The sequence below is a fragment of the Lysinibacillus sp. NPDC048646 genome (assembly GCF_050272295.1).
GTDB lineage: Bacteria > Bacillota > Bacilli > Bacillales_A > Planococcaceae > Lysinibacillus.
Genome location: NZ_JBNNLZ010000046.1, coordinates 1 through 12,343, shown reverse-complemented (window position 1 = coordinate 12,343; position 12,343 = coordinate 1). Strand labels below are relative to the sequence as shown.

At 37.1% G+C, this 12,343-nt stretch carries 12 protein-coding genes and 3 pseudogenes; 6 read left to right on the top strand and 9 right to left on the bottom strand.

What is annotated here, in order from left to right; all coding sequences use genetic code 11:
• Positions 1-334: 334 nt before the first annotated feature.
• Positions 335-907, bottom strand: a complete 573-nt coding sequence (locus ACQKII_RS24290) for a dihydrofolate reductase family protein (protein WP_427462997.1) — start codon at positions 905-907, stop codon at positions 335-337.
• Positions 908-1,064: 157 nt separating this feature from the next.
• Here ACQKII_RS24290 and ACQKII_RS24285 point away from each other — a divergent pair, with 157 nt between their 5' ends.
• Both ACQKII_RS24285 and ACQKII_RS24280 read left to right on the top strand, forming a co-directional pair.
• Positions 1,065-1,358 (top strand): VanZ family protein, encoded by a 294-nt coding sequence (locus ACQKII_RS24285; protein WP_427463001.1) that lies wholly within the window; start codon positions 1,065-1,067, stop codon positions 1,356-1,358.
• Positions 1,359-1,571: 213 nt separating this feature from the next.
• Positions 1,572-1,793 (top strand): annotated as a pseudogene (locus tag ACQKII_RS24280) (IS110 family transposase); the annotation flags it as partial.
• A 78-nt stretch (positions 1,794-1,871) separates the two neighbouring features.
• Here ACQKII_RS24280 and ACQKII_RS24275 read toward each other — a convergent pair.
• Complete coding sequence (locus ACQKII_RS24275) at positions 1,872-2,630, bottom strand: alpha/beta fold hydrolase (RefSeq protein ID WP_427462996.1); 759 nt, start codon at positions 2,628-2,630, stop codon at positions 1,872-1,874.
• A gap of 282 nt (positions 2,631-2,912) precedes the next feature.
• A complete protein-coding gene (locus ACQKII_RS24270) occupies positions 2,913-3,056 on the bottom strand; it encodes a DUF2268 domain-containing putative Zn-dependent protease (RefSeq protein ID WP_427463000.1) in 144 nt (47 codons plus the stop codon).
• A 451-nt stretch (positions 3,057-3,507) separates the two neighbouring features.
• Here ACQKII_RS24270 and ACQKII_RS24265 point away from each other — a divergent pair.
• The 4 genes and pseudogenes from ACQKII_RS24265 to ACQKII_RS24250 form a co-directional block, all read left to right on the top strand.
• A pseudogene (locus tag ACQKII_RS24265) lies at positions 3,508-3,618 on the top strand (DUF2935 domain-containing protein); the annotation flags it as partial.
• A gap of 678 nt (positions 3,619-4,296) precedes the next feature.
• Positions 4,297-5,160 carry a YwqG family protein gene (locus ACQKII_RS24260; RefSeq protein WP_427462995.1) on the top strand — a complete coding sequence of 288 codons (864 nt, stop codon included), beginning with the start codon at positions 4,297-4,299 and terminating at the stop codon, positions 5,158-5,160.
• Between the two features lie 91 nt (positions 5,161-5,251).
• Positions 5,252-6,487: a DUF6138 family protein gene (locus ACQKII_RS24255; RefSeq protein WP_427462994.1), complete on the top strand. Its 1,236-nt coding sequence runs from the start codon at positions 5,252-5,254 to the stop codon at positions 6,485-6,487.
• 24 nt (positions 6,488-6,511) lie between these two features.
• Positions 6,512-6,862: a hypothetical protein gene (locus ACQKII_RS24250; protein ID WP_427462993.1), complete on the top strand. Its 351-nt coding sequence runs from the start codon at positions 6,512-6,514 to the stop codon at positions 6,860-6,862.
• A 25-nt stretch (positions 6,863-6,887) separates the two neighbouring features.
• Here ACQKII_RS24250 and ACQKII_RS24245 read toward each other — a convergent pair whose 3' ends face one another.
• The 6 genes and pseudogenes from ACQKII_RS24245 to ACQKII_RS24220 all read right to left on the bottom strand — a co-directional run.
• A complete protein-coding gene (locus tag ACQKII_RS24245) occupies positions 6,888-7,010 on the bottom strand; it encodes a hypothetical protein (protein WP_427462992.1) in 123 nt (40 codons plus the stop codon).
• Between the two features lie 77 nt (positions 7,011-7,087).
• Entirely contained in the window at positions 7,088-7,531 is a 444-nt protein-coding gene (locus ACQKII_RS24240; RefSeq protein ID WP_427462991.1) for a carboxymuconolactone decarboxylase family protein, read from the bottom strand.
• Between the two features lie 147 nt (positions 7,532-7,678).
• Positions 7,679-7,828, bottom strand: a complete 150-nt coding sequence (locus tag ACQKII_RS24235) for a phosphotransferase (RefSeq protein ID WP_427462999.1) — start codon at positions 7,826-7,828, stop codon at positions 7,679-7,681.
• A gap of 50 nt (positions 7,829-7,878) precedes the next feature.
• Positions 7,879-8,427, bottom strand: coding sequence for a hypothetical protein (locus ACQKII_RS24230; protein WP_427462990.1), 549 nt, complete (start codon positions 8,425-8,427; stop codon positions 7,879-7,881).
• A gap of 987 nt (positions 8,428-9,414) precedes the next feature.
• Positions 9,415-10,962, bottom strand: a complete 1,548-nt coding sequence (locus ACQKII_RS24225; protein ID WP_427462998.1) for an esterase/lipase family protein — start codon at positions 10,960-10,962, stop codon at positions 9,415-9,417.
• An 889-nt stretch (positions 10,963-11,851) separates the two neighbouring features.
• Positions 11,852-12,182 (bottom strand): annotated as a pseudogene (locus ACQKII_RS24220) (IS66 family transposase zinc-finger binding domain-containing protein); the annotation flags it as partial.
• Positions 12,183-12,343 lie beyond the last annotated feature (161 nt).

Below are 12,343 nucleotides of genomic sequence, written 5' to 3'. Positions count from 1 at the left end.
CGATATAACCCTTCAGTTCCGAAAGGAACTGTCTAGCCTTTACCTGAGTAATGTGACCATTCTCAATTTAAACTAGAAACATTTCGCACAACTAATCTGCCCCGTTAGCCATCCATGAAGCGAAAAAATTAGCACGTCACCACGGAATATGAAAGATGATTAAGTTCTTTCATGGGAGTTGAATAAAATAGTTTTAATTTTTAACTCCATAGTGTATTACATTGATAATTTTAAGAGAAACCCATTATATAAGGGTTTCCCATTCCTATTGCCATAACTCTATCCATTAAGAATAATTGTCAGCTACTATCGTAGTATTACCTCATGATATTCATTACAATTTATTATCATAATGATAAATTAGTTGCACAACACCAGAAGAGAACGTTCTTGTATTAACCATTTTTAAATTCAACCTCTGTTTTATATCAATAAACATCGGTTTTCCTTCCCCTAAAATAACAGGATGAATAGATAATCTAAACTCATCAATAAGCCCTAAATTTATAAAAGTTGTAATGAGACTTGCTCCGCCGTATAGCCAGATGTCTTTTCCGGGCTTATTCTTCAATTTATTTACTTCTTCAAGGATATTTTCATTTACAAATATTGCTTGATTATTAGTCTCTATATGTGTTCTGGAAAACACATATTTCTCCTTACTATGAACCGATTCCCAAATTTTTTTCTCGGAATCAGAGTCGTTAGTTTTTGGAATATATTGTCCCCATAAATCGTAGCTTTTTCTACCATATAAAATAGTATCAATTTGATTCAAGAAATTAGTGAACCCCATATCAGGGTCCATAATGCACCAATCAACTTCTCCGTTTTTCCCTTCAATAAAACCATCTAAAGTAACTGCTAAATCTAAAATTATTCTTCTTTGTTTTACGTTATTTGACATAGCTCTTTCTCCTTTTATTATTCAGATATTGTTTCTTCTGCCCCGTTGAATAAGGATTACACAACAATAGAATGTATGTTCCTATTCATTGTAACAATAATTTTTCTATCGTTCAACTAACCCCTTCCTCAAAGAAAGGAGTGTTCCATTAAGGAATATAGATGGAAACATCCTATTATTTATGCCTTTAGGTTTTTCTATTCCACTAAGATTTAAAGTAAACAAGTTTTGGAAAGTAATACTTTTAGGATTTTTTATTTCATTTTTAGTTGAGGTGATACAGTTATTCACTTCTATACGTTCATTTGATGTTGATGACCTTATACTGAATACTCTTGGTGCAATTATAGGGTTCGTTCTTTATTGGTCTTCTTTTTTATGGATTCTTCTACTAAAGCACCCCGTTAGCCATCCATGTAGCGCAAAATCGGCGCTACACCACAGAGGATGAGAATGTGTGCAAAACGGGTATAGGATACTAGGGCTGGGAGAGGAAGGTCGATGAACTATGGTGCCATAGAGCCCATTCGTTTGTCTGGCTCCAACGACCACGGTGCATCACATGAATGTCGCTCCCTTACGGGAAGGACTCAGGGGAGATTAAGCCTACTCTGGTTATTGCCACCAGCCTCCAATACTAGTTGCCGTAGAAAGGATGATTACAATGGGAGTAATCATTGAACGCGCATGTGGGATGGACGTTCACAAGGATTCCATTACTGCATGTATTATGACGCCAAAAGGAAAGGAGATTCAAACGTTTTCCACTAAAACTGTATTTCTATTACAGTTAATCGACTGAATCAAGGAGCATGGTTGTACCCACGTAGCAATGGAAAGTACAGGTGTATTTTGGAAGCCTATTGTTAACTTACTAGAAGCGGAGAGAGCTCACCTTCACGAAGTTGGTAATGCTCCTCCTCAATTCTTTGCAAATCCATCATGAATTTCAATCTTATATCGCTCATTTTTCCTTCTCCTTCAACATTAACATAATCTCCTCTATAACAATTTCTGGCTCATCATGATGAATATAATGTCCACTTCGGCTAGCAATCCGATACTTGCTTGACGTTGACAGCCATTGGAATTCTGCTTGGAGTCTTTGCTCAATTTCCAATATTTCTTGAGATGGCCATCCCTCTTCACCATTGTCAGGTAAACCTCTTGTAATAATTGCGAGAGGGAGGTTACTTTGCTTTGAATGATCAACGATTTGCTTATAGCTTTGTATTTTATCAATCTTTTCACTATTCAACATAGGATTCTCGTAATATTCCCTATTTCCTGCAAGCAGATTTTCGGGTAGAACCTTTTCATAGGCAAGTTCTTTATATTCCGGTACTGCGTCAACCAAAACCATACCGCAGATGTTCAGTGGATAAAGGCTGGCATACAATCTAGCGACCAAACCACCAAAAGAATGTCCCACCAATATATAGGGCTTCTCCACTTCAAGCGCTAGCAACAATTCGTTGAGCTCCTCGACTAAATCATAGCAAGTCGTCGGGACGGATGCGACTTGACTCCTGCCAATACCCGACCTGTTATAGGAAAAGGTTGATGTTTTTTGCGATATTCGGTCTTGGACTTTTTTCCATGTCTCATAGCTATCGCCTAACCCTGCTATGAAGATTACGCTTGGAATACTGTTACGTGAATATTTATTGAATAGTCTGCGGTTATCACAGATATCAATTATCTTTTTATTTTGTATAGTCACTTTTAATCACCCAGTTCAATTATAAGCTTCACACTATTAATATTTCCATAATAATTGGATTATTGTATAGTTTTGCGAATTTTTCCATTTTTTATTTTGTAATTTCAGCTGAAAGCTGCGTCTGCTTTCGTGTTGTCTTTATTCCGAAATTGAAGAATTTAATTTTCATGGGAGTTGAATAAACTCCATCTCTTCTTTATCAAAATCTGCAATTCAAGGTTCTATCAATTCTTTCCCATACATTTCTTCAGCAAAACATTCGGCTAAACCTTCCAATACTAACTATTCTTCTACAGTCACGTCACCATGATTAAATGGTTCAAATGTAAAACAAACTTTATGATTAAACTCGTGAGCTAAAGCGGATTTTAATCGTTTCTTATTAAATTCATTAGGAACAACCATTAGCAAAATATATCCCGGTATTCCACCAAACCTGAATCTCCTTTATTTACTTCCATTTCCTGACTATCTTCATCCCCTAAAAGAATATTTACGTCGATTTCTTTTAGGGGCATAGAATAAACAATAGCGCCGATTTTAGTAGAATAAGAGGCAATAGCAATGGAACAAACTATTTCTATAAAGCAGCGTATCCCGGGCGGTAGGTAAATTAATCAGGAACCTAAACCGTGTATGCGAAGCATGAGCCATATAGTCCGTGGTTACCGCCACGCGACACGTACAATGTTCCCTCTCTCAATGTTTAGAAACTTTTAACTACAGTATCTAGTTTAAACGTTCTAATTCCACTTCTATATATATTGAATGATAGTAGGATGGAGGGGTATTAATGCAGTATTATTATAGCAATCGGATGCCGTTCCGTGTTCTAGATAAAGCTGAGTCTTGGAAACTCCAATAAGAGGAACATACGGTTGTTATTAGGAAGCTTGTAAAAAATCTTGAACAGCAATATGTGGCGGCATTAAAAGAATGGGAAAAAGCGTTTGCTCAGGCACATCACCAAGTAATTAGAATATCATGAATGAAAGTATGGAGAGTTTCCTCTATCTATAAAATAGTCCATTTACAAATAATCATCCACATCACTCGTTTTCAAGTTGATATAATGCTCCATCATTGTCTGATGTGATTTGTGACCAGATGGTTGGGCGATTATAGGGATATCTGCTCCTTTATTATACATCTCTGTAATTTGAGTCTTATGGAAAGTGGACGGCGCAAATCATAACCAAGCATGTATCGCTTGGTTCTAGCTAATTTCAGAAATTTGGCGGCTAGTATAATTCCCACACTTATCAGCTTCACCAACAAAATAATCATCTTGCTACAATCCACATACAGTTATGTATTTTTGAATCGATTGTAGGCATTCGAGTGTTCATAATTTTTCTTTCATATCGCCTTGTTTTTTAACATGACCCAGATCTGTCCTAATTGAGATTCTTTAATGTTTAATAATTTATAGGGTTTATTATCAATAATACTTCCAATCTATTGTAAGGGCCATTAAATATTTGTTATTTTCATTTCAACCCTCAAGCTCAAGTTGACATGAATCATCTTTATATATTCAAAATATGCCAAACCTTTATTCTCTAACCATTGATTCAACAATATTTCGATAATTAAAAATACAAATTTTACAAAAGAAGAACATATTTGCTATATTGAAATTAGACAAAAATGAGGGGGATTACATATGGAAAAGCTACGTGCTGCATTGCATGCTTTTGAGCTTGGTGAGGTAGCAGAGCAAATCTTGCAGTTCGCAAAAAAGTCAATTCGTGCTACGACAACACCAACAGCAGATGACGCCATTCAAATCGGACAATCTAAAATTGGCGGTACGCCCGATGTACCGACAGATTTTGCATGGCCCTTTACAAATAATGACCAACCATTATATTTTCTATGTCAGCTCAATTTAACGGAAGTACAGCCATATGATTCAGACAATTTATTACCAGATGAGGGGCTGTTATCCTTTTTCTATGATGCTGCTGGACAACCCTGGGGCTATGATCCAAATGATGGCGATGGCTTTCACGTTTTCCATTTCACACAAGCACCTGACCGTTTACATCGATTGCAGCAACCCGCAGCATTAGATGAACATATTGTTAGCGCGGCGTTACACTTTAGAAATGAATGGACACTACCCTCATGGGAGTCTCCCTATGCTGAAAATTTAGAAGACATTTTAACAGAGGAACAACAGGATACCTACAATGACTTTTTATATGAGTGGGTCGATGAAGAGGCAACGGAACAAACGACACATCGCATAGATGGTCATCCTGATATGATTCAAGGGGATATGTATTTACAATGCCAGTTTGTCACAAATGGTTTATATTGCGGGGATGCAACAGCCTACAATCATCCGTTACGCAAGGAGCTTGAACCACACGTCAAGGATTGGCATCTCCTATTACAGCTTGATTCGGAAGATGACCTCGGCTATATGTGGGGCGATAGCGGCAAACTTTACTTCTGGATTCGCAAGGAAGACTGCCAAAATAAAAATTTCGATAAAGCATGGACTGTTTTGCAGTGCTATTGACTATTTGTATGTAATGATTTCAGTGGCTTTCATTAATCCGTGATATTCATCAGGCATTAATATATTCACATTTACAGAAGGAGGCAATACCATGAAAACTGAACAATTTACCAAAAATGAAACATCATGGTTGCAACTTGAGCAAGAACTACTTTCTAAACAATATAAAATTGAAACAGACGTCTATCCTTCTAAAATCATCACCCCTTCTTTTTCACTAGACGGCATCACGCTGCACAAAGTACTTTGCCACTATCAACAGCTCGCATTGTTAGATGCATTTCGTCAAGAGCTTGACTTTGAGACACAGCGCTACTGCCTTTCTCATTTCACTAACAAGCACCAATCATTAGCCTACTTACCATTGTTAAGCTACTATGCAATAAATTTAAGTAAGTATGGTGCAAGTTTTGAATATTTAACAGTTAAAGAATTGTTAGCAACAATTAAAGAATTAGATATAGAAACTTACAACTCATTCATCACAATTGGCTCTGGCACTTTGCCACTACATAAACAACAACTGGAATCCGACCTAATTTTTTGCCAAGCAAATGATGTGCTGGCAAAGATTACGATTCAAATTAAAGAGGAAAGCGAAGAGGCTTATCGCCAAGCATTAGCATACTTAAATGCTTTATTAGAAGAAGATTTTCCTAAAAGCTATAGTATTCACTATGAAGGTAAGAGTAACTTAGTGCTACCAATCGAGCATTTACCTGTTACATCATCACATCACTTCTTCGCTAAAGCTGTCAGCTACCCTAGCCTACATGCCGCACTAGTCGAGTATAGCTATAAGGCGATGGCACAATATCATTTTTATCAAGATGTCGATGAGGAACAGGCTGCGATGCCAAGTACATTCGCCGTTTTTGGTCTTGGTTTATACGATAAAAGCTACGGCAAGCTCGTTATCGACTATATGTATGCATGCGATGGTGACCATTCACCAATGCTTGAATACTTTGCGAAAGCCTATGTTGAAACATTTGGGCTAACACCGGAAACATTGCCCGTCTTTGTATGTACGGTACTATCTGTACAAGAAGTTCCGAATGATGCTTTCTTTGAACAAGCTATGAGCACAGATGACAACTTACAATGGTTCGAAAAATTTATGACGACACCACTAATAGAGCTTAGTCCATATATTCCTCTCAAACAAAGCGAAGAAATGGAGGAATATAAAGATATGGCTGTAGGGCAGCTTTTATATACATGCTTTGGCATCATCCATTTGAATGACTTTACTAGCTCAGCATTTATGCACATTCCAGAACCCTATCGCACACGCTTTGAGGCGATACTTAAAGAACTTATATAAGGGGTATTTTCATTTTTACAGACATTGCCGAATCGATCTGTAGCAAGTTTAAAGAAGGAAGAAATACAATTATATATTGTAGTTGCTTCTGCCTTTACTTGGGATGAGCTGACATCTAGCCCTGTGCAGCATATGGATGAACTGCTACAGGAAAAATGGCTTTGGTCAGAAGTTGAAGAGGAATGGGAAGAGAAGGAACCACGCGGCTATGAAGAATGTGCTTTTATTAGCTACTATGTTTACAGTGAATATCAAATGCGTGCAGCGATACCCTTATTCCAAAATATCGCAACTATGCGCAAAGATTTAGTTCCGAGTTTGACTGAGCTACTTGAGCTATTGGAAAATCGCCAAAAGCTATGGGAAACAATTTGATTAGAAAGCTAGCAAAGAAGCCGGGCTATGAGTGCACTACATGCCAGCCCGGCTCCTCTGAATCTTCTCCAAAAGTGAGTGCTGTCGATTGCTCCAATTGCTTTAAGTGATCCTTTACTTCTTGAACCATTTGCTTTCGTTCTTCCATTGTGACCCTTTAGGCATCCCACCTTATTTGTAGACAGTATTGCTTTACAAGCTACATCACATGTCTATACCCTGTTATTATTTTTCACTTGCTGTATTCCCCATTGCAATCGAAATTCTATTCCAACTGTTGATTTGATTGATGATTAGAACAAGATCAACATACTGTTTCTCGTCATAGTATTCACGTACTCGCTTATAGAGGGCATCTGGAACTCTTTTAGTAGGAATTAAAGTTATATGCTCAGCTAGTTCTAGAGCAACTTTCTCTTCAAGTGAATAAAAAGTACATTCATTCCAAGCATTTAAACAATAAATACGCTGTTCAGTTTCACCCATCTTACGAGCATCGGATGTGTGCATGTCTATGCAGAACGCACACCCATTCATTTGAGAGACTCTAATTTTAATAAGTTCCCTAATTGCTCGATTAATATTTGACTTCTTCGTGTATTTTTCCATATCCATCATTATTTTCATACCGTCAGGTGCAACATCGTAGTAGGCAACTCTTTGACTCATCAGGCAAGTCTCCTTTTGTTTTTAAGATAAGACAATTATAACCACACGAGAACATTTGTGCTAGTTTTTAACTGCATAACATTTGAATGAAAGGGAATCCAAGAAAGAAAATATACAGGAGTGATGGATAAATGAAGTGCCACACGTTCATGTGATGTCTAAGAAAAGAAGCTCATACCTGGCTTCATGCCAATCAATGAAAAAAATATCATCATTATTGTGCACCAATACATTTCCGGGATTAGGGTCATTATGTATGAACGTGTGTGAACTTTCATCGTTCAATATCACTTCAATGCCATTAGCTATGAACTGCCATCTGCAGCCGCGGCGATGTCGACCTGCAATCAGGGCGCAAAGACCTCTGGATTATCGTCCCGCCATGCGCCTATGCAGCCAATTAAACAGGCCGTGTAGCTTCTCATCATGCTATCAACCTCACTGTCCGCATATTCAATTGCGATATTTATGCCCGGCTTGCGCCATGCCAAAATTCGACCGGAAAATCCAGGCCACCAACATTCTTCATACAGTTTAGGTTTACCATATGCCTTTATCGACTCATCTTGTGTTGCGCTCATCGTGATTCCGTTGGGAAGCTTTCCGGGAAACGGAGCTTTAATTCTGTCATCCGACCCGGGCGCAAGAAAATGTATGGCACCAATGATCCATCCATCTTGATCTGTATATTGGCGTCCAGTCAAATCATTTATTTTTGGTGCGCGATAAACATCGATACGTATCGATGTTTTCACAGACCAGATAATATCGTCGTTGAAATAGCTGTTCGGGGGTGGCATGCGCTTGACACCGAATGATTGCAGCAAAGCCTGAACATCCTTCTGATTATACGGATGGCCAAGCATTTCAATGAGCAGTTCAGATGGTTCTTTCATGCGTATATTCATTCCTTTCGCTTCGCTCAAGGGACTCAACGTGATGAAATTGTTGTGTCCCTTGAGCGAACTTTTTTCTGATAATAACCGTTCCCCGTCTCGATGTGCCGGGGCAAAACCGTTGACTCTGAATAATCCTTATATTCTACATGGCTTCCAATTTTTCCTTCTTCCACTATCCTGCTCCGTTTCGTTCAATAAAGAAAAAAAGAGCTGCAAATGCAACTCAATCATTCTCAAATAAAGCCCCCGATAGTTTAAAAGAAAAAAAGCGATTCATTTTAGGAATCGCACGTCTGGTTTGTTTAATTAAATTGTGACTTTCTTAGTATTTTTACCAACTACTCCCACAACTCCAATTAACCCAAAAATCGCCAAGATATATGATGCAAACAAAAGTGTTAAAGAAAGTGGTTCAGAGTGTATTCTAAACATACTAACAATAAAAATTAGTAACCTACATACAAGTGTAATAATTATCCTAGTCATTATTAAACCCTCACAAAAGTAAATAATCCCCTATAGAATAAACCTAGAAACTCCAGTATTTAAATAAATATTGGTACAAAACCCAGTTATATGTAAGCGTCAAATACATCCCACCTTCTAACCTCTTTCGTGTTATGTGATAATCACATTAACATCAATGGTTAGGAGTATAGTATTTTCACTTTTAATAATATTTATTACACTAATTTCTTCCCATGCCATATTCCTTTGCAATATCTGAAGCACTTTCCCCCGCGTCAAACAATGCTCTTATCCTTCTTCACCAAGTAGCTTGATCGAGGATGTGGCAGATAACTTTATACTACTACTCCATTAATTTTAGAAAAGCATACCTTTACCGAATTGTGTAAGGAATTGGCTTCAATTGGTCTGATAAATATATAGAAATTGCCCTTCAGAGTACAAAAATAGTTTATTAGTGTCATTTACACTTATAAACTATTTTTGAAATTATATTTTTCTAATTATTGCATATGTCTATTTGATATATTTAGAACGAACAATGGTCCTATTATATGGCTCACCTTGTAACGTTTCACCGGCAATATTTAAAGTTATATTATAGACACCAGACTTTTTATTCGTTGGAAAATTTACCATAAAGTTTTGTTGATTAACCTTTTGTATTTGTAGAGAAGAAGCAATATCTTTACCTGTTGGATCTAATACTCGTAAATCGAAAGTAAGTTTTTGTAACTGGTGGTTAGCTTGCATTGTGATGATATTATTCGTTTCTAATGCTCCTGTTGGAATACTCACCTTAATCAAAGATGGACCCCCGTGTTGAACTGCCAGTAAATACGCATTATCTCCTGCCTGCGTGCTAATATTTAGCTTCCATTCCCCCTTCTCAGAAATAACGTCAGTAAATGTATGGGGTACTACGCCATTAAAGAAGGAGGCTTCCTCAATTGATTTGATTGTCTGGTTGGTATATTTTTTTCCTGAAGGAGATAACAACTCTATCTTATCACTAGTTAATCCTGTCCATAATTTAACATTATCGAGTGTAGCATCCACATAAAAAGAATGTGTAACATCATTTGACGATTGTAACTTTCCTCCATAAAAATAATGAGAAGCATCCAACTCTTGAAACGTATCAGATTGAGAAAAGTATTCTTGGTTTACAATGATACGATCAGTAGAAGCAGACTGTAGATACTGTTCCAATCTATAAAATACCGCAGATCCCATTCGAATACGGTCATGGTCAAGTGAGGTATCGGTAAATAAATGTGTTCCGTAAGATAATTTAGTGCTTGCCTCTTTGACTAATCCATCATTTGGATCGGAAAGATATAGACCACCCATCCAGAGTGCAGATAGAAATGGTCCTGTATTAGTACCAGCAATTGTATAATAGTGGTTCTTGCTTACATTGGGGTGATTGTCTATTAGTGAGCGAAAGTGTTCCATTTCCCCAACTTGAAGTGAATAAGTTCCATCATCTTTTTCACCGAGTAATGTAGCTAGCCAACCTGCCCACCAGCTATATGCAAGATCAGCTAACTCTGATCCATAATGAGGGGAACCTAAAGTAAACACCCTACCAACGTACGAATGAGCATTATTAAGAACTAATGCTGCTTGGGTATCGGGCCCACCCTTGCTATGGGCAATTATATTTAATTTTTTTCCGTGAAAATGTTGACTGATTTCTTTTAACATAGAAGCTAATAATTTTCCATTATCGTATTGACTATAAGAACCTTTTCCTGCCGCATCGTATAATTGAAGAAATACAGTTTGATACCCTGCTTCATAAGCTTTTGTATACATGTCATTAAGACCGTGATATTCTGTATTACCATACCAACTTGTAGCGTTACCGTTTTTCCCTTGAACGAAAACAATAGGTGGTTTATTCGGATCAACATTCGATGGAGTATCTCCTAGAAACCACTCTCCAGGTGTAAAGCTTTCACCTGGCGGCTTCAATCCATAAGGTTCAACCAGGTTTGAGGCAAAAACATCTGAAGTAGAAAAAAGAATAATTGTGACCATTACTAATAACGAAACCATTTTTTTCACATTGTTTTCCCCCTACTCATTATAGATGAAGTTCGTAAAACTGTAGAAAAGCAATTCAACATAATTCCACAATAACACTCGATTACTTTAAGGTGTGTCGGTATTGACTCATTTGTTAGCACCATCCTTGATCACATTGAGAGGTAATCAGCTATATGTAAAGTCTACAAAAACAGGTGTTGATTAACGGGTATTAATGACAATAAATATGTCTCGAAAGATGTATTTTCAAACAGAGACAAACTAACTCTACCTCCCATCTATTCCTAACATTCTATAAAAAGTAAATGATTCCCTTCTAATTTAGACAATAAAAATAGCGTTATCTTATAAGTAAAATAAAAATTGGAACGCTCTCATAACTGCTGGGCGTAAATTTTTATTTCCTTTTACAAATCATCATAAAATTTCCTCAAATAAATAAAATAAAGCATAAACTTTCCAAAAGGAAGATTTATGCTTTACGTCACATGATGTTCTGTTATTTTAAGTATATCTAGTGTCTCTGAAATATTGAGCCCTTTACTGATTTGTGGCAGTAATCAAGCTGGTATCGTCTCAGTCATAATAGCAAGAAAACTAGCAACCGATAAGGCAATTAAATTCCATATAGGAAATTGAACTGCATGGGATGTGTTTGAATGGCTAGCTGATTTAAACCCGCTCACTGTTTTCTTCCTACTAACTCGGAAATTGTTAACACGATGCCCCTTCCTTCTTCGATTTGATGCTTGTATAGTTAGTAATTCACTCTTTTTCCAAAAAGACTTCAATAAAGAAAATTTGTTTAATAATCGTGGGACCTTGGCTCGGTACACTTTGGTAAACCCAATTGTAGGCATTCGATTGACTGGACCGCTTAAGTATTTGTGCATATGTGAATGGCAGGTTGTGGGGCTTTCCCACGTTTAATCTGCGCTTTTTGGAATGAATCGCTTTTGCAGCTTTTACATTCGTAAGCATGATCAACGTGTTGAACTTTCATCATCATAGCGGGAATGAATTTCGCTTCTTCACGTGCGATAGTTGAGCCAATTTCAATCATTTGTCTATGGCAACAGTCGCACTTCGTACTTTCTGGATGATGGCGAATCATTGCGTTTTTTCTTATGTATTTTACGTACAACCGTATAGGAAATTATGTGAGTGCTTTGTTCTTCTGTGTGCTCAGAATCACTAAAAGAATGATCATCATCAAATAATGATCCTTGTCTAATGGAGATTACGAACAAGTTTGGAATTCATTTTTTGAAACAATTAACTTGTTTGAGAAAGTAGTAAGCCCGTAATCAAATAACGCATATAATCATTCAAGCACCTCCGGTATGATAGACGTATCAAATGAAGGAGATGCTTTCTTATGCCGATTACC

Coding starts and splice junctions, on each gene's coding strand:
- ACQKII_RS24290 (WP_427462997.1), bottom strand. CDS start 907: ATGTCAAATAACGTAAAACAAAGAAGAATAATTTTAGATTTAGCAGTT.
- ACQKII_RS24260 (WP_427462995.1), top strand. CDS start 4,297: ATGGAAAAGCTACGTGCTGCATTGCATGCTTTTGAGCTTGGTGAGGTA.
- ACQKII_RS24255 (WP_427462994.1), top strand. CDS start 5,252: ATGAAAACTGAACAATTTACCAAAAATGAAACATCATGGTTGCAACTT.
- ACQKII_RS24245 (WP_427462992.1), bottom strand. CDS start 7,010: ATGGAAGAACGAAAGCAAATGGTTCAAGAAGTAAAGGATCACTTAAAG.
- ACQKII_RS24240 (WP_427462991.1), bottom strand. CDS start 7,531: ATGAGTCAAAGAGTTGCCTACTACGATGTTGCACCTGACGGTATGAAA.
- ACQKII_RS24230 (WP_427462990.1), bottom strand. CDS start 8,427: ATGAAAGAACCATCTGAACTGCTCATTGAAATGCTTGGCCATCCGTAT.
- ACQKII_RS24225 (WP_427462998.1), bottom strand. CDS start 10,962: ATGGTTTCGTTATTAGTAATGGTCACAATTATTCTTTTTTCTACTTCA.